The organism is Marinomonas sp. G8-14, assembly GCF_055808935.1.
This window is the reverse complement of sequence record NZ_CM147891.1, coordinates 1,751,636-1,774,653: the sequence shown is the minus strand read 5'-3', so window position 1 is coordinate 1,774,653 and position 23,018 is coordinate 1,751,636. Positions and strand designations below refer to the sequence as shown.

The window sequence follows — 23,018 nt, the reverse complement described above, 5'->3', positions numbered from 1 at the left end:
GATGTCATCATGAATGGGTATTAAAGTCACATTTATTGATCGATGACAAAAAATTTACACCCTTTCAATGATGCTATTAATTGCAAGTGATTATCATTAGCTCTAATATATTGCATGATAATGGTTATCATTTGTGGAGGCTCTTATGGACATCACTTTCCCAGACTATGCTGATTCGTTAGTAACAAATCAATCTCAAAATGATGTATTTCTATTTAATTCAAATAGCAATCTTGTGCGGGGCAACGGTGTTAGCCAACGGCTTAGTGTTCCTATTTTATCCCCCAGTTTTCACCAAGAAGTACAGGCTCTTTTTAAAAGGGAACGTAACAGGGGGATAGTTAATCCTATTTTGGTTGGGGCAATCCCTTTTGACATGACGCAGCCAACTCAATTAATGGCACCGGACTGGTCGGAGCGAATAACCGCTTTAGGCTATAGCTTGTCGCCGTTTATAGATGAGGCGTTTTCTCACCGGGTAATGGAGCAAAATTTTACGCCAAGTCACGGTAATTTTGTGGCAATGGTTGAGCAGGCTTTGTCTATTTTTGACAGCAGCCCTTTGAAAAAAGTGGTGTTGTCAAAAATATTGACATTAACCTTAGATCGGGCCATTGATATCCCGCGTTTGTTGTCAAATATCATGGCACAAAACCCTAATGCTTATCATTTTAGCGTGCCACTTGAGCGGGAGGTATTAGTTGGTGCGAGTACCTGAACTGTTACTTCGCAAGCAGGGTAACAGAATTTTTTCCAATCCTCTTGCTGGTTCTGCTAGGCGTCTAGACTGTCCAGATAGAGACCGTCAGGCGGCCGAGACGCTTCTTAAATCTTCAAAAGATCAGTATGAGCATCGCCTAGTGGTAGAGGCCATTCGATCATCGCTCTCACCATTGATTGATCAGTTATCTGTACCGGAACACCCCAGCCTTATATCAACGCCAACGATGTGGCATTTATCAACACAGATAGAAGGCACATTGTCTGATACTAATCCGCCTTCCATGTTTGATTTAATAAAACATGTCCACCCAACACCGGCAATGTGTGGCACACCAACATTTGATGCGCAACATTACATTAGGTGTTTGGAGCCACACCAGCGTGGTTGTTTCAGCGGTTTGGTTGGCTGGTGTGATTTTCAAGGAAATGGCGAATGGGCCATAGCGATTCGTTGTGCGCAAGTGGCAGGCAATAAGGCCACTTTGTTTGCTGGAGCTGGTGTTGTGCCTGATTCAGACCCTGAAAGTGAGTGGTTAGAAACCAGCGCAAAAATGCGCACCATGCTGAATGCATTTGGAATAAAGGAAGATGTTATATGAGTATTGCATATACCCCTTGGCCTGAATCGTTTGCCAAACTGTATCGAGAAAAAGGTTATTGGACTGATCGGCCTTTGATTGACCTAATTGATAATGCACTACAAGACAACATCGCGGTCATTTGTGGAGAAAGATCACTGAGCTATCAAGAGCTTTGTTATCAATCTAAGCTATTAGCGGTTTATTTACAGGATCTTGGTTTGCGAACAGGCGATACGGCTTTGGTACAGCTGCCTAATATTGCGGAGTTTTATGTGGTATTTTTTGCGTTAATTCGCCTCGGGGTAGCGCCGGTTAATGCACTGTTTAGCCATAACCGAAATGAATTAACCGCCTACGCCGAACAAATAGCGCCAAAGATCCTCATCGCAAGTAACGAACACGCCTTATTTCAAGACAGTACCTTTTTTAAAGCGCTGACGATGTCTGCAAATGCATTGCAGCATGTTCTGCTCGTTGGTCAATCTGAATGGGCAGAATCCCTAGACGCTATTCTTCACTCATCCGCAAGTCGAGTATTAACACCATCACCCAGCGCGGCAGACGAGGTTGCATTTTTTCAATTATCCGGTGGTAGTACTGGGACGCCAAAGCTCATTCCCAGAACTCATAATGATTACTTTTTTAGTGTGCGTCGTAGTGCGGAAATCTGCCATTTAACGGCGGATACAAAGTATTTATGCGCCTTGCCTTGTGCGCATAATTTTCCAATGAGGCTCTCCAGGTGCGTTTGGCGTTTTTCATGTGGGTGGCTGCGTGGTTATGTCGCCAAGTCCTGATGCCAACACGTGTTTTGAGCTAATCGCCCGTCATCAAGTCACGGTTGCCGCTTTGGTTCCTCCAGCGTTGGCTTTGTGGTTACAGGCAGCACCGTCCAATAAAGCGGCTTTGTCTTCATTGCAGCTAATGCAGGTTGGTGGGGCTAAATTAAGTGAAAGTCTGGCTCGACAAGTGCCAGACGTACTTGGCTGCCAATTGCAACAGGTCCTCGGTATGGCAGAAGGGTTAGTGAATTACACGCGATTGGATGATGACCTCGACACAATAGTGACCACGCAAGGCCGTCCAATGTGTTCGCTTGACGAGGTGAAAGTGCTGAATGCAGAAGGTGAGGAGGTGGCGAATGGTGAGGTTGGTGAGTTAGCGACTCGTGGCCCGTATACCATCCGTGGTTATTACAATGCGCCAGAACATAATGCCAAGGTGTTTGATGATGACGGTTTTTATCATTCTGGTGACTTAGTATGTCGAAATGACAACGGTTATTTGACCGTTGTTGGGCGCGATAAAGATCAAATCAATCGTGGTGGTGAAAAAATTGCGGCAGAAGAAATTGAAAATCTGCTGTTGAAGCATGAGCTGATTATGCACAGTGCTCTGGTCTCGATGCCAGACACCATGATGGGAGAAAAAAGCTGCGCTTTTATTGTGCCGAAAACCGCGAGTCACGGCATGAAAAGTCTCACGCTACGCAAATATTTAAGAGGGCTAGGTGTCGCCGACTATAAAGTGCCGGATCGCTTTGAGTTTATTGATTCCCTTCCTCTTACACCCGTTGGCAAACCAAACAAGGTCGCATTGCGCGAGGTGATTCGTCAGCGTCTACAACTTGCTCCTCAACAAGATAACACTTTATAAAAAAGGACCATTATGAGCATTCCAACAATATCTTCTTACCCTATGCCAACCTCTGATTCGTTTCCCAGTCAAAAAGTGAATTGGGTATTAGAACCAAAGCGTGCAGTATTTTTGATTCATGATATGCAGGCTTATTTTTTGCGTTTTTATGATGCCGAGTCAGACTTAATAAAAACATTGAAACAGAACCTTGCTGCTATCAAGGCTTACTGCCGTGCGAATGGCATTCCTGTTGTGTATACCGCGCAACCCAACAATCAAAAGCCTGAGGACAGGGCGTTGCTGAACGATATGTGGGGAAGTGGGTTAAACGATTTTCCTGAGTTACAACAAGTTGTCGAAGAATTGACGCCAGATGCACAAGATACGGTATTGGTGAAGTGGCGTTACAGTGCTTTTCATCGTTCTAATCTTCAAGAGCTGATGCAGTCTTGGGGCCGTGATCAGCTATTGATTGGTGGTGTTTATGCGCATATCGGCTGCATGATGACGGCCGCTGATGCGTTTATGCGTGATATTCAACCTTTTATGATAGGGGATGCACTTGCTGACTTTAGTGAGGAGGAGCATCGACAGGCATTGGTCTATACCGGCGGTCGAACGGGTCGAGTGATAGCCACTAAAGACGTGCTTATTGCCACTGATCTAGCCAATAATCTACTGCATTATGAGCAGTTTAAAGCGCAAATTTTTGCTTTTTTGGACGAAGAGGATCTACAAGATTTTGATGCTGACGAAGAGCCTCATTGACTATGGGCTGGACTCTATTCAAATCATGTCTCTGGTGTCTAAATGGAAGGAGCAAGGGATTCATGTCTCTTTTCAAGAGCTTGCAGCGTCAGCAACACTTAATGGTTGGTGGAAGCTCATTCAAAGTAAAAGTGAGAGTGCCGCATGATCAATCCGCTCGATTTTTCTGGAAAGACAGTTTGGGTAACGGGTGCTGGCAGAGGAATAGGGTTAGAAGTTGCTAATCAATTTGTTTCTCTGGGTGCCAAGGTGATGGGTTTTGACTTGTCATTTGATAACGCCTTTTATGATTTTGATTGTGTAACGCTTGATATTAGTGATGAGGATGCGGTTTCACATGCGGTTAAAAACGTACTGTTAGATTTTCCCACACTCGATGTGTTGGTAAATGGAGCGGGAATATTGCGTTTGGGGAGCTTAGAAGAGACCAGCTTTGCAGATTTCAAAGCGTGTTTTAACGTCAATGCTGGTGGCGCGTTTTTAATGATAAAACATACCATGCCGACGTTTAAACGTCAGCAGGGTGGGGTGATTGTTACCATTAGCTCGAATGCTGCAAAAGTGCCGCGTCAAAATATGGCGGCTTATTGTGCATCAAAAGCCGCGTTATCTGCGTTAAGTCATACGGCTGGACTAGAGCTAGCGCCTTATGGTGTACGGTGTAATTTAGTCTGTCCAGGTTCTACCGATACGCCTATGCAGCGCATGTTGTGGACCCATGAGGATGCCGAGCAAAACACCATTAAAGGCTTTCCTGAACAATATAAGCTTGGTATTCCATTGGGAAAAATCGCTCAGCCCACCGATATTGCTCAGGTCGTTCTATTCTTTGCCTCAGATATGTCTAACCATATCACCATGCAAGATGTAGTGGTTGATGGTGGAGCGACGTTGAATGCTTAATCCTAGTCTTATATCTGGTAATAATGACATTAATTTTATTACAACCTTCCTTGATAAATGAACATTTTTACAAATTAATATAAAATGTATTGATAATGAAAATGATTCGCAATAACATTGCATTGTTGTGAGCTATTAAATTATATTAGGAGTGATACAGTTTTATGTTTGCCAAGAAAAAACTAATAGTCAGTATGCTGGCTGCTATTCCAATGATGAGCTTTGCGGTAAGTGAAGATAATGAAGTTAATTTGTCTGAAGATACTGAGCAGCTAGATACACTGGTTGTTACAGCAACAATGGAAGCTAAAAAAATTGAGGATATTCCTGCTTTTGCAACAGTAGTAACGAAAGATGATATTGCCAAATCTACTGTAAGCAGTGTTGCTGATTTACTCCGAGACACAGTAGGCGTTAATAATTTTAGCGACGAAACTGGTCGTGACTCCATCCGGATTCGAGGTTTGGATGGCGGATACACCGTTTTATTGGTAAATGGCAAACGTGTTTCCGCTGGCAGTGCTTTTGATAAAGGCAGTGATACTGATTTCAACAGTGTGCCGTTGAATTCTATAGAGCGAATTGAAATTATCCGTGGCCCAATGTCAGTATTGTATGGTGCGGATGCTATTGGTGGCGTGGTAAACATTATTACTAAAAGACCGCAAGATGATGCTGGTTGGACAGGAACTGCCAGTGCGGAAATGCGTAAAATTGAGTCTGGTGAAGGCGGTGACCAATATCGGTTAGGTGTGTCTGGAATGGGAGCTATCAGTGATAAGATGGCTCTTTCTGTGAGTGTCGAAGATTTAAGACAGAAGGCTTGGTTTGCCAATGACGAAGATGTCTCACCGTTACGTGAAAAGAAAAATGCACAAAACTTGGTTTCTACTTTGACTTGGAATGTTGCAGACAACCAAGAAGTTGATGTGGATTTTGGTTATAACCATGATGAACGCCCTTACCAAACTTTTAATACAAAAGGTGCTACACGTGAGCAAGAAATTACACGTAAGGATTTAGCTATAACTCATAAAGGACAATGGGATTGGGCAAATACTACTGCTTATATTAAACGTGAAGAAAGTGATATATATGACTATAACTCTCAATATGACGAGCCAGAAGCCCACTCTGGTATAGAGGCAAATAACACTTATGCAAAAGGTTATGCGAACAAACTAATTGGTGCGCATGCTCTTATGGCTGGTGTGGATTACCAAAATGAACAGTTAAAAAATAGTTATACGCTTTTGGATTCAGGTGAATATAACGTAGATCAGTACGGTGTTTTTGCTCAAGATGAAATATCGTTGACCGATAAGCTCGTTTTCACTTTAGGTGGGCGTGTAGATAATCATGATATTTATGGAAATAACTTTTCGCCAAAAGCTTACCTTGTGTATGACGTGACCAATTCACTGACTTTAAAAGGTGGAGTTACCAAAGCCTTTAAAGCCCCTGAGGTGAGTAAACTAAGCGAAGAATATCGAACTGTAAGTTGCGGCGGAGCCTGTACTTTGTCAGGTAACTCAGATTTAGAAGCTGAAACTAGTGTGAGTTATGAATTTGGTGCTGACTATCATTCGAAAAAATTCAATGCAACGGCGACGGTTTTTCGAAATGATATCGATAATTTGATTGAACGTGAAGTTGGCTATGATAGTAATGGCGATGCCAATTCTGCAAAATGGATTAATGTCGCAACAGCCATGACACAGGGCCTTGAATTAAGTGCATCAACGCCACTTACTGATGATCTTCTTTTAAAGGCTAATTATACTTATCTAGATACTGAAGCCGAAGATTCTGCTGGGGTAAAAACCGAATTGACTGGCCGTCCAGAGCATCAAGCAAGTTTGTCATTTGATTATCAAGCGACCGATATATTGGCAACCTATATTTCGGTTAGTTACATATCTGGTATGCAGTATTCTACTTGGGTTTCTGGTGTGGGTGATGTTTACAGTACGTTGCCTTCGTATTACCGTACTGATATTGGTTTGACCGCTGATGTTGCTGAAAACCTAACACTTCGAGCTGGTATTAAGAATATTGGTGATGTTCGTTTAGACGAAGAAGATACTGGTTATACGACTTATGAGTTAGGTCGTAATTACTTTGTTAGTGCTGCATACAACTTTTAAAAAGTTTAAATGATTAAAAAGGTATAAATGATTAAAAAAGCGTATATGTTTTGGCATGTACGCTTTTTTTGTTTGCCTAGCGAAGCTGGCAAACCCGTCAGGTTGAAAGAAACCTGTCTCACCCCGACTGGGGGGAGAGAGTCCGAATCGCGAGGACGTTGCTGGCCAACGGCAGGGCTGAAGGAAGCCATAGGAGGTGAACGGTACACTACGAAAGTGAACCTGATTCGGCAATGTATGGGTAGGTGAGTGTGCAAAATGGCGTGAAGTCTAATGTTCAGTCAGATCTATTTTTTGCTTGAGAGCAGGATAGTTAACAGTGAGCCAGCACAATAAAATGTGCATGAGCCTCGTAAGTACGGCTCTAGTAGAGATTTTTATTAGTAAAAAAGCCTCCACATAGGAAGGCTTATATACATTCGTTTAATAAGACTACTTAACTTTCCTCAATTATGTTGGGGTCATTCAGAGGGCTAGTTCTTAGTGTTTTTAAGCAAGCTAATAATATTACTCCTAATCCCATAGCGACGGCACCAAAAGTAAAAATACTCCCTAATGACGAGAGTAGTTTTCCTAATGCACCGATAGAAAGTGTTCCTATAGAATCACCAGAGGCATCTTGAGCCGTCCATATGCCATTTATGCGACCTAAATAATGGTCAGGAGTATGGCCTTGTACAAAGCTATATTGTAGTAATGAGGCAATAGATACAAGGTAACCAAAGGTTACCAGAAGGATGAGTGCAAGAGGAAAATAGGTCGTACTGCCAATTCCCATTAAACAGAGAAAAGCTGCGAGGCTGATAAGCATCATTACCAAACCTGGTTTTGCAATATGATTTGCCCAGCCACTAATGATAGCACCCATAGTTGCGCCCAATGGAACCGCTGAATACATTAAGCCTACTGTCCAAGCACCACCACCATATACTGTGTCGGCAAGAGCGGGGAAGAGTACACGGATTGCCGTTGTTAAGGTAACGAGTGTTCCCATGATGACAACGCTGGCAACAATTTTATTGGTAAATAGGTAAGAAAAACCATCCCATAATGATTTCAGCGGATTGTGAGTTGTTACTTCTTTCGGCGGCATCGTTGGTAAAGATAGAAGCGCTATTAAGGTTATGCCAGTTCCGATGGCTGCAATCATATAGTTCCAAGCTACATCAGAAACAGCAATAATAATACCGCCGACAGCAGGAGAGATAACTGTTGCTAAACGTACACTTACCATACTAATGGCGCGAGCTTGCATGAGGTTTTCTCTGCCAACAATAAAAGGCATACAAGCCATTAATGCCGTCACACCTAGAGACTCCGAAAAAACCATCCCAGATAGAAAGAACGTAAATCGCCCATAAAGAAGGATCAGGTAACCAAGCGTTGATTGCCATGGCGACAAAGCCTAAACCACACGTTCCACGAGCTAAAAGAATGAGTTTTTTGCGTTCATATATGTCCGCTAAAACCCCACCTAATAAAAGTCCTACGAACATTCCGATACCCTCTAAAGCCATGACAATGCCAACCTGTAGGCTATCATTGGTTAAAGAGTAAACTTGTACTGGGATGGCGACTGATAGCATGCCTAATCCTAGAATGGATATTGTACGAGCAATAAAAACATTGCGAAAATTCTGGTGTGTTGCCAATAGGCTAAAGTCCACGAACATTGATTTTTTTGGGTGTCGCTCACGTTTTTCTCTCTTTTATTTAAGGTTATTAGACAAACTCTGCAGATGAATTTGATTGGTTATTTGGTGTGTCTTTGGATGAATTATTGAGCAGTCTGTCTAATAATGGGCCTAACGATTTTAAGTGCCCAGGCGACAGAATGTCTTCATGACTGCAGTTTGGTAAAGGATAGAAATAAGAGTGCTTAGCATATGTTAGCCAATTTTCTTTAGGGTTGATGTAATCCGGTAAGGACTTTTCGGCAATAAAAATGCTTAATTTGTCATCATAAAATGGCGTTGATGCTTTTTTGAGTAAGCGAACGGCATCTTTGTAGTTGGCAAAGATTTGTTCTAACATCTGGTCTTGCTCTTGCTGAGCCGAATGATCAAGTTTTTCTTCCGTTCCACCAATTGCGTTACTTAATAATTGTGCTTGCTCCCGCTCTGCTCCCATTGCTGCTTCCTCTCCTTTCGGATCATCCCAGTCATGTACTTCGGCTGGGTAGGTGTCTAATAGGCCGAGAAAATTAACCTGTTCTCCATACTCTCTTAGTTTTGCTGCAACACCATACGCGACGGTGCCACCGAGTGAATAACCTAGTAGATAATAGGGGCCATGTTCTTGCTCACGACGAATAATAGTGAGTTGTTTTTCAATTAATTCTTCTAAACTCGTACTGCTAGCTATAAGTCCGTTGGGTCTTGGTGATTGCAGGCCAATGATAGGTTGAGTGCCCGTTAAGTACCGTGATAAAGCACTGTATTGCCAAGCAAAACCAGATCCCGGATAAAAACAGAATAATGGTGCACCTTGTCCCTCGCGAAGATAAATTAAATCGCTAAAGCCACTATTGGTATCCATTAAATTTTGGTTGCCCTCAGCCAGAATTTCCGCCAATTTTTCTCGGCCGTGCTGTAGTGCATTTTTCTCTAAAAGGTGAGCAAGCTTGGTAACAGTAGGAGTTACCATGATTTGCCCAACAGTGATGGAGTGTTTCAGTTCGCGACGGATATCAGCAGCCAACCGCATCGCAAGTAAGGAATGCCCGCCAAGAGCAAAAAAATCGTCTTCAGCGCTAATGTTTTTGACACCTAAAAGTCGTTCAAAAATAGCGGCTAAGTGACTTTCCAATCCAATGGAGGGGGAACGTAAAGACGTATTTCTTGCGCTATTTTCTAGTAGGTTTGGTTCTGGTAAAGCATTTCGGTCCAGCTTGCCATTGGCGCTTAGTGGTAATGACTCTATACACACATAAGCCACTGGTAACATGTGACTTGGAAGTTCGTCTGATAAGGCAGATTTAATGCTTGTTTCATCGTATTGCTTTATAGGATCTAATACCAAGTAGGCCACTAACTGTCGATTATCCTGCCCTGTGGTATTCTCATTACTGCTTGTTAGTGTTTTGGCAACGACAACCGCTTGTGACACACTGTCTTGTTGTAAAAGAAGTGTTTCTATTTCACCAAGTTCAATGCGCTGTCCACGGATTTTGATTTGGTTATCGACTCTTCCTAAATATTCCACATCACCATTTTCTAACCAACGAACAATATCTCCAGTACGATACATTCGATCACCCGGTTGCCCAAATGGATCGGCAATAAAGCGCGTGCAATTTAATTCTGGACGATCTAAATAGCCAATGGCTAATTGCACGCCACAAAGATAAAGTTCACCAGTGCTACCTATTGGTACAGGACGTAAATATTGATCGAGAATACGAAGTTGGGTGTTCCATACAGGTTTACCAATCGCGACTCCTTGCCCCTTAGAAAGTATGTCTTCATAAGCGGATTTATAGGTCACATCAACAGCGACTTCAGTCGGGCCATAAAGGTTATGCAGTTTTGCACCAAAGTTTGCTTTGAAAGCGAGAGCTTGAACTTTTAACAAGGCTTCACCACTGCAAAAGACGTGTTTTAAGCTTGAGCAGGTTTTTGTGTTACGTCTGTTACTCTGTTTGCTATCGGTGAAAATAGCGAGCATTGAGGGGACGAAGTGCAAAGTGGTAACAGAGAATTTATCGATTGTTTCCATGAGCAGTTCAGGATCACGATGTGCTTCTGGCGGAGCCATTACTAAGGAGGCACCAATCATTGGAGCCTCAGAAAAACTCCCAAACCGATACATCAAAGCTGCAAGGGGTTTTTTGCAATATGACGTCTTCAATAGAGAGCTTATATTCATCCTGCATCCATAAAATACGATTGATGATGGCTTGATGGGAAACGAGAACGCCTTTTGGCCGGCCTGTAGTACCCGATGTATAAATCAGATAGGCAGGATGCTTACCAGTGATAAGTTCAGTAGCTATGGGGGATGTGTCTGTGTTGTGGTCGTCTATGAATAATTCATCAAATAGCAGATATTTAACGTCATAGTTTGGCCCTTCAAAGCGTATTTTTTGCTCACTTTGAGTAATGAGTAAAACAGGCTTTGCGTCGTTAAGCATGTAAGCAAGTCGATCATCTGGGTAGCCGATGTCTAATGGTAGATAGGCCGCTCCAGCATCAATGATTGCCCAAATTGCTAAACTAAGATTGCAGCTTCTTGGTAAGGCAACAGCGACAATATCGCCTGCTTTCACGCCTTGGTTACGTAAACTACGTGACAGTTGTAGGACTTGCTGGCGGGCTTCTTGATAGTTTAATTGATGGCTTTCGTCAGCAAGACATGGTGCCATTGGTGTCGCTTTGGCCTGTTGTGCTAGGGCCTGTTGTAACGTTAAGTCTGGGATGGAATGCTCTGTAGTATTGATGGACTCAATGAACTGTGATTCTTGAATACTAATACTTGGGTATTGGCATAATGGGCGTTCTGGCTCTTGAAGTGCCGTTTCTAGTGTTTGCTGTATTCTATTCGCAAGGTTCTTTACTTCCGAATCGCTCAGAGCGCCACGATTTTCAATTAGAAATGAAATTTTATCGCCGGGTAAAACCAATAGTGCTAAAGGATAATGGCTATAGCCACGGTTATGAATATTGCACACATTGAGTGGTTTACCATCTTTACCTTCTAATTGGGTGTCGAGATACTCATTATCTGGGTAGTTTTCAACGACGAGAAGAGTGTCAAATAATGTTTGATTGCCAGTGATCTGTTGAATGTCAGCAAGGCCAAGGGTGTCGTGTTCCAAAAGTTCAATATGACGCTCTTGCATAACAGGTAACTGTGCCCATAAGGATTTGGTTGGATCCAATGTTACCCGTATCGGTAAAGTATTTAGGAACAAGCCTACTTGATTTTCAATATCAGCCACATCGCTGCTTCGTCCTGAAACCGGAGAGCCAAAAATAATATCTTCTCTACTTGATAATAGGCTCAAAGATTGTGCCCAAAGAGCTTGCATGAACACATTCAGTGTTACGCCGCGTTCTTTTAGTTGAGTCGTAAGTTGACTACTTGTTTGATGATCTAATGAGAACTCAAATTCGCTAACCTCATCCTGTTCTTGCTCAAACAATATGCAGGGGTGAGACTGATACATCACCTGTTGCCATTTATGCAAGCTGGCTTGTTGATCTCGATTATATAACTGCTTAATAACTTCTGCATAAGAGGTTTTACAAGGGGGAGACGTTGAGTGTTTTGTTGGTAAGCTTCTAACAGGCTTTGTAAGAGCAGCGGCGTTGACCAACCATCAATGACAAGATGATGAACAATTAAAATAAGCGCTGATTCTGATGCTTGTGTATGAGTTGGACCTTCCGAGATGAGGTCATTTTTCTCTTTTCCTAAATATACAAGAGCTGCATGAATCATTCCCGCAAAGATATCTGTTTTGCGTGGTACTTGAAGTAGTTCTTGTTCTAGCTGAATTAAGGCTTGTGTTTGGTTTTCATTAGATAAATGACTGAGGTCATGGGTGCTCAGAGGCCAATTTAATTGTTTTGTATTAGGAATAACAAAAACAGGCTCAGTTAACAGCTCATGATTGAATGCGCCAGCTAACTGTGGATAACGAATTAATAGAGAGTTTAGTGCATTTTGTAATCTAATATGATCAACTTCGCCTTTAAAGTTTAATCTTGTAAACGCGTTATAATTGCCCGAACTAGAATCCATCAAGGTCTCAAATAACATGCCTTTTTGTAGTGGTAAAAGTGGTGCAACGTCGGCAATGTTTGCAATGGTCTCATAGTTATTGGCTAGTAGCTTATGCTGTTCCTCTGAAATGTCCCAATGAACTTGCAATGGTGTGTTGGTTGGTTTTTGATGGTGTATTGTTTGATTTATTTCTGTTGCTAAGGCTTTTGGAGTTCGCAGCTTGAACACTTGGCTAGGACGAAGTGTGTAACCCATTTGTCTCAGCTCTGTACAGAGCATAATGGCGCTAATGCTGTCGCCACCCAAGGTGAAAAAATCATCAATTGCGCTAACCTGGCTAATTTTTAATACTTTCGAAAAGGTTTCGCAGAGGCAATTTTCATTGTCATTTTCGGGCTCTATGAACAAGGACGACGATGTTTTAGCGTCTATTTTAGGTAAGGCTTTTTTATCAACTTTGCCACTGACGTTGCGAGGAAAGGCTGTCATGACATGTATTGCAGACGGCACCATGTAGTCAGGGAGGGAGCTTCGTAATTCTGATAGCAGTGTTTGTCCGAAAGACGATTGCTTATCGAAAGATATGCTAGGTGCGGCACAATAAGCGAGTAGCCGATGACTATTGTTTGCAGCTTCTGCAATAACGATGGCACTTTCTACACCATCAAGTAGAGATAACGCATTTTCTACCTCGCCTATCTCAACTCTGTAGCCTCGAATTTTTACCTGATCATCACCCCGCCCCACAAATTCTATATGGCCGGTTTGGCTCCAACGAACGAGGTCTCCAGTGCGATACATACGAGATTCAGTGTTACTGAAAGGATTAGCAATAAAGCGAGTAGCACTCAGTTCGGCTCGTGCTAAATATCCTTGTGCCAAGCCAGCACCAGAAATATATAACTCACCGACAACACCTATGGGGACTGGCTGAAGATAGGTATCGAGAACATAAGTTTGGGTGTTGGATATTGGTCGTCCAATGACTGGTCTGTCGTGTTGTGCTAAGTCTGCTCGTAATGTGTCGACAGTATATTCTGTCGGCCCATATAAATTATGAGCGGTTAGAAGAGGGAAGCTTTTTAGCTGTTGCCAAAGAGCTGTAGGACAGGCTTCACCACCTATGAGTATCAAACTTGGCTGGTGTTGAGAAAGGCGAGAGGTTGGGTTCATCAGGCCGTTATTTAGTAGTTGAGCTAATAATGAAGGCGGTAAATCCATTGCATCAATTTGAATATCGTGGACTTCTTCTACAATTGCATAGGCATCACGGCGTGTTTCTTCATCGAAAATATAGAGTTCTTCGCCTTGGATGAGCCAAAAAATCTGTAACCAGGATGAGTCGAAAGAGAATGAATGAGTATGTGCCGCTCGAAGAGCGCGATTTGGGTAGCGTTCTTTTACGATCTGTTGTGCTGGTTTGTAAATAGACTCTTGATGAGAGAGTAATAAGTTCAACATGGCGCCATGGGTATTCATCACGCCTTTTGGCCTTCCCGTACTACCTGACGTAAAAATAACATAAGCAATGTCATTCCCGGATGGCGTTGGACGGTCTGTTTTGGTAAGCGGTTGTTCGGACTGTTGTTTCAACTCTTCGATAAACGTTATATCGTCAATCAAGATGGTTGGGATATTAAGTGATAGTTGAACGCTGGAGTGACTCAATAATAAAACGGGTTGCGTATCTTCGCACATCATGTCCATGCGTTCTTTTGGATAATCTAGATCCAATGGCAGATAAGTTGCTCCAATATTGAAAATCGACATCATGACGATGACAGTATCTGCGCTACGAGGCATAGCACTGGCAATAACGGCATTTTTGCTAGTAAACGATTGATTTAATAAAAAATGACTAAGACGGTTTATTGCCCGCCCCAACTCCTCAAAGGTCAAGCGAGTTTCTTGTTGTTGATCGGGATTGCGGCAGACGAGAGCGGTTGCATGGGGTTTTTGTGCAACCTGTTGCCAGAAAATATCTAAAATATTGTTGGTGTTTTTCGGTGTAAGTTCACGACCTCGCCCCCATGCAATTACGGTTTGGTACTCATCTGTTGGTAGTATTGAAAGTTTGGCCAGTTCTGTTTCTGGGGCTGATAACCAATTTTCTAACATGCTGATCAATCGATGAGAGTGTTGCTCCAATGTTGTTTGATCATATCGTTCGTCATTGGCCCTTAATTCAAAATACGTTCTGTCAGCTTCAACTATGATACTAAATTCAAAGTCATCCACTGGGCCTGTTGCTAGATGATGAGTGATACCTTTCATTCCAGCAAAATCGAGTTCATAGTCGAATTGTTTGTAATTGATAAGAGTGTTGTAAAGTCCTGAGGATGTAACTTTTTTTAAATCTCGCTGAATTTGTTCTGCGCTGTAGTGCTGGTGACGACGAATTGTTTTTAGGGATTGCTTGAATTTTTTTGTTAACTGAGGCCATGTTAGGTTGTTATCTACAGTAATGAGCATTGGCAACACATTGACCATAGGCGCGACGGAAGAAATAGCGACAGAGCCTAAGCGACGCATAAATGGCATACCAATAACTTGTTCTGATTGTCCTGTGAATCGATAGAGATATGCTACAACAAGACTCATTAACAATTCGGCAGTGCTAGTGTTTTTTTGTTGAGCGAATGCGTTTAGTTTTAGCAAATTGTCAGAGGATATAGGTGCGATGGAATGAAGCAAGTTCGACGAGCGCTTTTCATTGGTAACAGCCTTGTTTGTTAGGCTGACCGGAGAAGGTAACGCAGCGCAGTAATCTGACCAAAAACTTTTGTCGTTCAGATAGTTTTTGGAAGCTTGATAAGCTTGCTCCTCTTCAATCACTTTGGATACTGAAATAAAAAATGAGCTATCAAATGTTTGCTCTGAACATAAAGCTTGGTAAATATCGGCAACACGTTTAGTTAATGCGGTAAAACTGAATCCATCCAACATAATGTGATGGTAGCGCTGATACCAAAGCCAAATTATTTTTTCTTCTTCTTGAATACATATCAAAATTTGCCTTTGTAAAGTTAAATTGTCGTTGTTCTTAAGAGGAAGATCGTTATTCGTGTCTTCTTGCATAAGTGCAAACGCTTTTTTACGCCCATCTTTCGATTGGGTAAAATCCAGCTTTTCTACTTTTAGGGGAAGTGTCGCAACAGTATACGTTGTAATGGATTGCTGAAGGTTTTCAAGGTAATGAGCGTGGACAGTATCTGCGTCAGAAATAGCTGTACGAATTGCCTGCTCAAGGTAGTCAATATTGATGTCACCTTTTATTTCTATGCAGTGAGAAATGGTGTAAATGTTTTTGTCTTCAGATACTTGATCAGCTAGCCAAATACCTTGCTGTGTCTTGGTCAGTGGGAAAGTTTTAGGTTGCATAGTGAAAATCCTTATCAGCCTTCTAGCACTGAGTGTTTAAAGGGGTTAATTGCTGTCCAATGTTGCTCTACATAGTCAATGCATTCGGCTCGCGACATTGGGCCAATAATTGTTTGCCAACCATTTGGAATGGCAGCGAATTCAGGCCATAAACTGTATTGTCCATGTTGATTTTGCAGTACAAGAAAATTGAACGCTTCATTATCGAACGGGTTGAGGTGTTGAGTGCTTTTCATATATTTCTTTCCTTGTATTACTCGATAAGCAATTTTTATAGAGTGGATAAATTATTAGGTGCTGAATGCGAAACTGAGGCTTTGCAGTAAGCTTTGTCGCCAGCATAGCCAGTCATGCCCGCCCCGAAATTCTTCGAAACGAACATGATGGCCTGTGTTTTTTAAGGTGTTTGTCATTACTTTGCTGACTTCTAACATGTCCTGTTCATAGCAGCCTGCTGCTATTACAAATCGTATAGGCGTTGAGCACTTACCTTGTGCTATGAGGCTCTTGAATAAGCTCACCTTGGCCTGGTGTAGAATCTACGTTTGGCCACCAAAAAGAGCCAGACTGGCTGATGGCACATGCAAACCGATGGGGACGTTTTAATGCACCATAAACAGCACACAGACCGCCGAGGCTTTGTCCTGTAACGATTGTTTTGTGTGGGTCATCGGTAATTAAAAATTGTGTACTTACCCAAGGTAGTAACTCTTGCTCAATGGCTTCCCAAAAGTCGGTATTGCAACCAAGTTCTTGGTAGCGAGATGACGAGTTGATCGAGTCAATAAACACATACAAGGCTGGAGGTAATTCACCGGTTGCAGTAAGAGTGTTTAAATCAGAACAAATTGGCATCTGTGTTGCCCAATATTGACCATCAAAGAGCAATACTACGGGCAGGTTATTTTTTGTATTAGTGCCAGTTTTATGTAGCCAAATCCGACGCGAGTTATTTAATATTTCACTATGCCATAGGCTAGTGTGTGTGGGAGCTTGTTGTATTTCCTTAGCATTTCGCTGAGTGTTGTCTTGTTTGCCATTTTTTAAAGAAATGGCAGACAAGCTAATATTGTTTCCATTGCTATGAGGCGGTATTGGATTTAAAGCGTCGGCTTGCGCACTTATTCCCATTAACTTAATCCACCATTGACGAATAGCCTGTGGATCCTTGTTGTCTGGTGGCGTTTGTTCTTTGCTTGCTGGCATGAGAAAGTAACTGCCTAGCCAATCTTTTGGTAATGATGTTTCCCAATACCAAACGTCCGTTCCCTTGATATGTGAAAAACATGTTAGTTGTTTCGTGGGGTGTGGTGTTTTTGAATAAAGATCGATATATACCGCTTCAATATTGGAATTTGGTCCAGCACTATCTTTCCATAGGAATGTAGCCAAGCAGTCTTGATCGCTTACATTCGGCTGTAGTAAGGGAGTACCTATTTTTTGAATATGTTCCCACCATAACGTAGAGCCTACGTCTTGAGTTTGTAGTAGCGAGTTCATGGGGTGATTAGTATTTGTCATGATTCTCTTCGGCATGGAAAAGTGACGTTATCTATCGTCTTTAGCGAATAACTTTGTTAGACGTTTTATCAAGTTGCTGGAGCTATAATAATCAAGACGAAAGGTGTCATTACCAACAGCATAAATAGAGTTAAGACGTACTGGTGAGGTTTCAGCTAGATAAGTGTTTTCTTTAACAACGCTTTCTTGAGGGGGTTCTGCTGCGAATAATAATAAGGTGTTCCCCGTTATCGCATCGGGAAAGCGCTCGCCACTGGCAATAACAATATCATTGCGTTTGCCCATACTGATGTCGCCACGAACTGAATCTGGAATAGTTGCTAAACTAAAGCCAAGTTTTGTTAGGAGTTGCCCTTGGGCTGATTCTGGCGTCCAGATATTTGCTCCTGTTCCGTCTTGGTAATAGACTACGGCCGTTGTTGGTTGAGGAGGTAGCAATGCGTTTGCTTTGAACTGCTCAATTTGTTTATCAAATTCATTTACCAAACTACTGGCATTACTTTCTAGACCAATAAAATTACCTAACTCCTGAGCGAGTTCCATCCAGCTTTTGTCACCATAGTTAATGACCGCAGTTGGTGCTATATCTTTTAGTTGATCGTATAGCTTAAGTGCGGAATCGCCACCCGTTGCTGAGATGATTATTAAATCAGGGTTGGCTTGAATAACTGCTTCCGCATTATGCTCTGTTTGATAAAGTGATTTTACGCCACGGCTTCTTGCTAATTCGCCCCATTGAGTGAAAAAACCATCGTCATCGGATATGTTGGTGTTCGGGATGGTTGCTCCTGTTCCTACAAGAGGGGCTCCGATTGCCAATAAAGTTCCGGTAATGCTGATACTGGTGGAAACAATGCGTTTAGGTGGTTTGTCTAACGTCACAGGACCTTTGCTCGTCATCAAAGTTCTTGGCCACCCGGAAGCTTCTTTATGTACTTCATCTATCTTTAATTGCGTTCTTAAATCAGTATGTTGATCATTTTCTGCTTTGTCATTGCAGGCTGATAGTAACGAGCATACTGCAATTAAACAGAGTGAAAGAAAGGTTTGTGCTGTCTTCTGTAGCATTTGGAAATCCTAAGTGAAAAAGATGGCAAAGTGGGAAAAATAATAACACATATGATAATCATTATCATATGTGTTATTTTATATTTACATTTTTCTTAATCTTCTATCGTTTGAATTATTAGAAGGTTAGTGATGTTGTATTTTTAAATTTTTGTGAGCAGAGGATAAGACGAAAAATGCTGGCTGACATGATAGAGATTAGATCACTGTTGCAGTCTAGAGGAGTGGCCTATGATGGTATTGGTACCGCTGAATGGTGGGAAAAAATCGCCAATTTAGGAACTCCATTGTTTTTAGAGGATGGCGGTTTAACTAGAAAAGTGCTGTTTTTGTGGCGAGACCCGCAAGGCGATGAAATCGCATCAACTGCAGCGAGTGTATTGCTTGATGTCAATTCCATCACGGATCATCACAGTTGGACGCCTGTTTGTTTGCAGCGGCACTCAGGCACAGATGTATGGTTTGGTGTATTGGAGGTACATTCGCAATGGCGCGGAAGTTATTCATTTATTCCTATTGAAAGACACCAGTTGCCCGATGTAGTACGAGATCGTGGTGATGGCTCTTTGATAGCACAGCGCTCTTGGTGGATTGATGTTGCAAAGCAGCAAACTTTTGATCCATTCAATCGATTGCCTCACGTCAAATCTGGTTGGGGATTGAGCCTCGCCGCTACATATGCCTAACGCCCCCTTAGAGTTGGGGTGGCAAGAGTGGGAGCAGGGAAGTCTTAGTATGGTTAACAAAGATCGACTTAGTGTTATTGACTGGGACTCTTCAGATTTGACCAATCGAAGATCTTGTTGGTTGTTTTCTACATCCATCGGTCATGCGCCATTGGTTATTCTACTTGATGGCGAAAATTGGGGAGAGGCGAGTGGTACCTTGTCTGTATTGCAGTATTTAACCGATATAAGGCAAATCGCTCCAGCGCATTATTTACTGATCGCTTCCATCGATTCGAAAACTCGTTGGCAAGAGCTAGGGTGCTCACATTTATTTTGGTCTGCTGTGGTGTTTGATTTATTGCCTAAGGTTTCAGCATTAATGGAAGTAGATGGTCGTGGTATCTCTGATCGGCTGGTGGCGGGACAAAGTTTAGGTGGGGCTCTCTTCTTTATATGCGAGTGCTTATTTTCCTATGTTTTTTTCAAAAGTTATTAGCCTGTCAGGCTCATTTTGGTGGCCTAACAAAGCCTTGATGCTAGATGCTGCCGCCGTGCCATTTAATCCTGTACCTGCTAATAGTATTACCGAGCAGATTTTGCAGGATAAAGTTGATGTCTCGCACCTGAAAATCTATCAAAATGTAGGTTCAGGAGAGAGGGGAATGTGCCATCTTAACAACGCTACATATCAAGCGATTCATCAAAAAGGTGGAAACGTTAAGTTCGAGCTAGTTCATGGAGGTCATGACTGGTTATCTTGGCGCTCAGGTTTAATAAAAGGCTTGTTATTTTTAATGCCAGCACCCCTCCAACATTAGCCACGTCCTTTGGGAATGACTAATGGCGTGCCCGAAACAGGGTCTTCAAGAATAAGGCAAGGAAGTCCAAAGACTTCGTGGATGAGAGTCTCATTGATAATATCATTTGGGGCGCCAGTTGCGACGATCTTGCCCGCTTTCATAGCGATTAGATTATCTGCGTATCGACAAGCATGATTTAGGTCGTGTAGAACGGCGACCATAGTGTGTCCCTGTTTGCGGTTTAAGTCTTGAAATAAATCCAGTAGTTCAATTTGATGGGCAATATCCAAATACGTTGTTGGTTCGTCTAATAGGAGTAATGGTGTTTCCTGTGCCAGCGCCATGGCTACCCAAACTCGTTGCTTTTGTCCGCCAGACAATTGATCAACATTTTGCTGAGCCAATTCAGAAATGTTTGTGGCTCGCATGGCGGCATCCACGGCTTTTTGGTCTTCTTCTCGCCAAGGTTGAAACCATTTTTGATGTGGAAAGCGCCCACGAGCGACTAGGTCAACGACTTTGATACCATCTGGAGCAATCGCACTTTGTGGTAATAGCCCCAGTACTTTTGCCACATCACGGGTCGGTAGTTGATGAATATTTTGGCTGTTGAGTAATACTTGTCCTGATTTGGGTGGCAACAGTCGACTTAGCGCTCTTAATAAGGTGGATTTTCCACAACCATTTGGGCCGACAATAATGCTGAATTTTCCCTCAGGTATATCGATTGATAGATTTTCGGTGATAATGTTTTGGTCGTAACTTAGCGTGATCGATTGGGTTGATAATGACAGTGCAGACAAAGCTTGAGAAGCCGTAGTGTCTTGCTTTATTTGTTTACGTGCCATGGTTGTCGTCGTCATTATTTTCCTTCCCGAATAATCAAATATACTAGATAAATGCCACCCAAACTGACCGTGATGAGTCCCACCGGTAAGGTTGAGTCTTCCCAAATATGCTGCGCGATAAAATCAGCGCTTAATAGTAGTAAGCTCCCAACTAGAGCAGATGAGCCTAACGAAACCCCAGCGCTGTTTTCTAGTCGTCTTGCTATCTGAGGGGCGGCTAAAGCGATGAAGGCTATCGGTCCTGTTATCGCGGTGGCCACCGCTGTTAGGGCAACACCAACAAACATCAGCATAAGGCGGGTTTTATTCACTGAAATCCCTAATGCCGCCGCGGTATCGTCTCCCATTTCAAGTAGCTTCATACGCGTGTTGAGTAAAAACGCACAAAAGATAAAGGCCGTAATCAACATGGCTGCTGGTAAAATGCGTGACCAAGTCATGCCGTTCAGTGTGCCTGCACTCCATAATGCCGCGGTCATTGCCGTTTCCAGCGATACGCTGAGTATTAGCCATTGGTTAAAGGCTGAGAGAGTGGCGCTAATAGCGATACCCACAATGATTAATCTAAAACCAGAATGCCCTCCTTTATAGGCAAAAATATAGACGAGAAGAGCAGAAAAAAGACCGCCAAGAATAGCGCCAAACACACTTAACCAATAAAGATTGCCGAATAAAGCAATAGACAGTAAAACCCCTGTAAAGGCACCCACATTAAAGCCTGTTATGTCAGGGCTGCCCAAAGGATTGCGAACCAAGGATTGAAATACAGCGCCGCTAATGCCTAGCGCAGCGCCGAGGATTAAAGCGGTAAACAATCGTGACGCTCGCCATTGCCAGACAACAATGGATTGATAAGTGTCTGCTTGCCCCGTGAGAAGTAACCAAATGTCGTGGGTGCTTTCGGTAATGTGTTTACCAAAAAATAGTGTGGCGAACACCATGGCAAGCGTAAAAATACAAATCATGTGTTTTGGATGATGGCTGACAAAATGGCTAATGTTTAGGGGCGGTATTCGATCGATTCTCATAATCCTGAGGCTCCTTTTCTACGCACTAAATAAATAAGAATAGGAGCACCGATAAACGCCGTGACAATAGAGACTCTTAATTCACCAGCGATTAATACTCGTCCAATAATATCAGCGAATAACAGCAAGGTGGGCGTTAAAATACAGCAAAATGGCACAATCCAGCGTTGATCTGGTCCCACCATCCAGCGAGCAATGTGTGGCATCATCAGGCTAACAAAACCGATAGGGCCAGCGGCAGCGGTTGCCGCACCACAGAGTAAAGTAACGGCAACTAGGCCGAGTAACTGAATCCGTGCTGGTTTGCTGCCAAGGGCCGTGGCTAAAGAATCACCCAGACCAAATGCATTGAGGGCAGGGGTAATTGACATAGCCAATAAACAACCACCCATGACAATAGGCGCTATAAACAACGGCACAGATAGCGAACGAATATCTAAACTACCAATAGCCCAAAAACGCATCTGATCAAATGCACTAGGGTTAAAGAGTGTCAGACCAGAACTAATGCCACCAAATACGGCACCAATGGCAACACCGGCTAATGTGAGTTTTAGTGGATCTGATTTTCCGCCCCCCATACTACCAACAAAATACACGAATAAGCTGGCTAAAAAAGCGCCAAGGGCCGCGTAGCCAAAAAACTCAGTGAGTTGAGTCGCCCCCAAAAAGACGATGGCAATCGCAATGGCTAAACTGGCGCCTAAATTTACCCCTAGAATGCCAGGGTCCGCCAAAGGGTTTCGGGTAATTGCCTGAATCAGTGCGCCAGATGTGCCAAGCGCCATGCCGACAAACAGCCCATTTAATGTACGCGGTAAGCGCCCTTCAATGATGATGGTTTTCGCCAGCCCATGCTCTTTGCCTGTAAAAATGCCCCATAGCGTGTCGATGCTAATGGGTTTTGCTCCAATGCATAGGCTGGCAACCATGATAATAAGCAAAAATAATAGCGAGACGAGTAGCCAAGCATATCGCCTGTTCTTTGATGCTGGTGTTGTATTATTGGTCATGGTGATTATGTCCAAACAAGGCCTGTAATCGTTTTAGTAAGTTGGTGGCACTGTAATAGTCCAAACGAAAAGTATCTTCCCCAACAGCGAAAACTTGCTTTAAGTGAGTCATAACGTGAACCATGTCTAAAATCCTGTAGACCAAAAAGAACGCGTTATTATATAGATGAGAACGAGTTGTTTATACTATTGATAACCATTTCT

At 42.7% G+C, this 23,018-nt stretch carries 21 protein-coding genes and 1 pseudogene; 11 read left to right on the top strand and 11 right to left on the bottom strand.

Features of this window, described 5'->3' with window-relative positions:
* Positions 1 to 145: 145 nt before the first annotated feature.
* From AC0L6V_RS09080 to AC0L6V_RS09045, 8 genes are all read left to right on the top strand, one after another.
* Complete coding sequence (locus AC0L6V_RS09080; RefSeq protein WP_265219099.1) at positions 146 to 718, top strand: chorismate-binding protein; 573 nt, start codon at positions 146 to 148, stop codon at positions 716 to 718.
* Positions 705 to 1,322, top strand: coding sequence for an isochorismate synthase (locus AC0L6V_RS09075; RefSeq protein WP_265219419.1), 618 nt, complete (start codon positions 705 to 707; stop codon positions 1,320 to 1,322). Before AC0L6V_RS09080 ends, AC0L6V_RS09075 begins: the two co-directional genes overlap by 14 nt.
* The gene (locus tag AC0L6V_RS09070; RefSeq protein ID WP_321160314.1) at positions 1,319 to 2,101 is read left to right on the top strand and encodes an AMP-binding protein; all 783 of its coding nucleotides are present in this window, start codon (positions 1,319 to 1,321) and stop codon (positions 2,099 to 2,101) included. The genes AC0L6V_RS09075 and AC0L6V_RS09070 overlap by 4 nt, the downstream gene beginning before the upstream one ends.
* On the top strand, positions 2,085 to 2,960 hold the full coding sequence (locus AC0L6V_RS09065) for an AMP-binding protein (protein ID WP_418138951.1): 876 nt from the start codon (positions 2,085 to 2,087) through the stop codon (positions 2,958 to 2,960). The genes AC0L6V_RS09070 and AC0L6V_RS09065 overlap by 17 nt, the downstream gene beginning before the upstream one ends.
* 12 nt (positions 2,961 to 2,972) lie before the next feature.
* On the top strand, positions 2,973 to 3,710 hold the full coding sequence (locus tag AC0L6V_RS09060; protein ID WP_321160317.1) for an isochorismatase family protein: 738 nt from the start codon (positions 2,973 to 2,975) through the stop codon (positions 3,708 to 3,710).
* Positions 3,688 to 3,858: a phosphopantetheine-binding protein gene (locus AC0L6V_RS09055; RefSeq protein ID WP_321160318.1), complete on the top strand. Its 171-nt coding sequence runs from the start codon at positions 3,688 to 3,690 to the stop codon at positions 3,856 to 3,858. The genes AC0L6V_RS09060 and AC0L6V_RS09055 overlap by 23 nt, the downstream gene beginning before the upstream one ends.
* The gene (gene dhbA / locus AC0L6V_RS09050) at positions 3,855 to 4,613 is read left to right on the top strand and encodes a 2,3-dihydro-2,3-dihydroxybenzoate dehydrogenase (RefSeq protein ID WP_265219100.1); all 759 of its coding nucleotides are present in this window, start codon (positions 3,855 to 3,857) and stop codon (positions 4,611 to 4,613) included. The genes AC0L6V_RS09055 and dhbA overlap by 4 nt, the downstream gene beginning before the upstream one ends.
* Before the next feature lie 164 nt (positions 4,614 to 4,777).
* On the top strand, positions 4,778 to 6,760 hold the full coding sequence (locus AC0L6V_RS09045; RefSeq protein WP_265219102.1) for a TonB-dependent receptor plug domain-containing protein: 1,983 nt from the start codon (positions 4,778 to 4,780) through the stop codon (positions 6,758 to 6,760).
* A 436-nt stretch (positions 6,761 to 7,196) separates the two neighbouring features.
* On the opposite strand, the gene entS is transcribed toward AC0L6V_RS09045, so the two are convergent.
* From entS to fepB, 7 genes and pseudogenes are all read right to left on the bottom strand, one after another.
* Positions 7,197 to 8,045: an enterobactin transporter EntS gene (entS, locus tag AC0L6V_RS09040; RefSeq protein ID WP_418139082.1), complete on the bottom strand. Its 849-nt coding sequence runs from the start codon at positions 8,043 to 8,045 to the stop codon at positions 7,197 to 7,199.
* On the bottom strand, positions 7,996 to 8,346 hold the full coding sequence (locus AC0L6V_RS09035; protein ID WP_418138950.1) for an MFS transporter: 351 nt from the start codon (positions 8,344 to 8,346) through the stop codon (positions 7,996 to 7,998). The genes entS and AC0L6V_RS09035 overlap by 50 nt, the downstream gene beginning before the upstream one ends.
* 136 nt (positions 8,347 to 8,482) lie before the next feature.
* The gene (locus AC0L6V_RS09030) at positions 8,483 to 10,537 is read right to left on the bottom strand and encodes a thioesterase domain-containing protein (RefSeq protein WP_418138949.1); all 2,055 of its coding nucleotides are present in this window, start codon (positions 10,535 to 10,537) and stop codon (positions 8,483 to 8,485) included.
* A 7-nt stretch (positions 10,538 to 10,544) separates the two neighbouring features.
* A pseudogene (locus tag AC0L6V_RS09025) lies at positions 10,545 to 15,868 on the bottom strand (amino acid adenylation domain-containing protein).
* Positions 15,869 to 15,882: 14 nt separating this feature from the next.
* Positions 15,883 to 16,104, bottom strand: a complete 222-nt coding sequence (locus tag AC0L6V_RS09020) for an MbtH family protein (protein ID WP_265219105.1) — start codon at positions 16,102 to 16,104, stop codon at positions 15,883 to 15,885.
* Positions 16,105 to 16,354: 250 nt separating this feature from the next.
* Entirely contained in the window at positions 16,355 to 17,389 is a 1,035-nt protein-coding gene (gene fes, locus AC0L6V_RS09015) for an enterochelin esterase (RefSeq protein ID WP_418138948.1), read from the bottom strand.
* 27 nt (positions 17,390 to 17,416) lie between these two features.
* Positions 17,417 to 18,457: a Fe2+-enterobactin ABC transporter substrate-binding protein gene (gene fepB, locus AC0L6V_RS09010; protein ID WP_265219107.1), complete on the bottom strand. Its 1,041-nt coding sequence runs from the start codon at positions 18,455 to 18,457 to the stop codon at positions 17,417 to 17,419.
* Between the two features lie 176 nt (positions 18,458 to 18,633).
* Between fepB and AC0L6V_RS09005 the strand changes: the two genes are divergently transcribed.
* Genes AC0L6V_RS09005 through AC0L6V_RS08995 form a run of 3 tightly spaced genes read left to right on the top strand, consistent with a single transcriptional unit; the run spans position 18,634 to position 19,943 of the window.
* A complete protein-coding gene (locus AC0L6V_RS09005; RefSeq protein ID WP_418138947.1) occupies positions 18,634 to 19,143 on the top strand; it encodes an enterochelin esterase domain-containing protein in 510 nt (169 codons plus the stop codon).
* A gap of 49 nt (positions 19,144 to 19,192) precedes the next feature.
* The gene (locus AC0L6V_RS09000) at positions 19,193 to 19,621 is read left to right on the top strand and encodes an alpha/beta hydrolase-fold protein (protein WP_418138946.1); all 429 of its coding nucleotides are present in this window, start codon (positions 19,193 to 19,195) and stop codon (positions 19,619 to 19,621) included.
* A complete protein-coding gene (locus AC0L6V_RS08995) occupies positions 19,599 to 19,943 on the top strand; it encodes an enterobactin/ferric enterobactin family esterase (protein ID WP_418138945.1) in 345 nt (114 codons plus the stop codon). The genes AC0L6V_RS09000 and AC0L6V_RS08995 overlap by 23 nt, the downstream gene beginning before the upstream one ends.
* Here AC0L6V_RS08995 and AC0L6V_RS08990 read toward each other — a convergent pair.
* Genes AC0L6V_RS08990 through AC0L6V_RS08975 form a run of 4 tightly spaced genes read right to left on the bottom strand, consistent with a single transcriptional unit; the run spans position 19,940 to position 22,938 of the window.
* The gene (locus AC0L6V_RS08990; protein ID WP_265219111.1) at positions 19,940 to 20,788 is read right to left on the bottom strand and encodes an ABC transporter ATP-binding protein; all 849 of its coding nucleotides are present in this window, start codon (positions 20,786 to 20,788) and stop codon (positions 19,940 to 19,942) included. The two genes, AC0L6V_RS08995 and AC0L6V_RS08990, sit on opposite strands and share 4 nt — an antisense overlap.
* Positions 20,788 to 21,801, bottom strand: coding sequence for a FecCD family ABC transporter permease (locus AC0L6V_RS08985; protein ID WP_265219112.1), 1,014 nt, complete (start codon positions 21,799 to 21,801; stop codon positions 20,788 to 20,790). The genes AC0L6V_RS08990 and AC0L6V_RS08985 overlap by 1 nt, the downstream gene beginning before the upstream one ends.
* The gene (fepD, locus tag AC0L6V_RS08980; protein ID WP_265219114.1) at positions 21,798 to 22,814 is read right to left on the bottom strand and encodes a Fe(3+)-siderophore ABC transporter permease; all 1,017 of its coding nucleotides are present in this window, start codon (positions 22,812 to 22,814) and stop codon (positions 21,798 to 21,800) included. The genes AC0L6V_RS08985 and fepD overlap by 4 nt, the downstream gene beginning before the upstream one ends.
* On the bottom strand, positions 22,804 to 22,938 hold the full coding sequence (locus AC0L6V_RS08975; RefSeq protein ID WP_265219116.1) for a hypothetical protein: 135 nt from the start codon (positions 22,936 to 22,938) through the stop codon (positions 22,804 to 22,806). The genes fepD and AC0L6V_RS08975 overlap by 11 nt, the downstream gene beginning before the upstream one ends.
* Positions 22,939 to 23,018 lie beyond the last annotated feature (80 nt).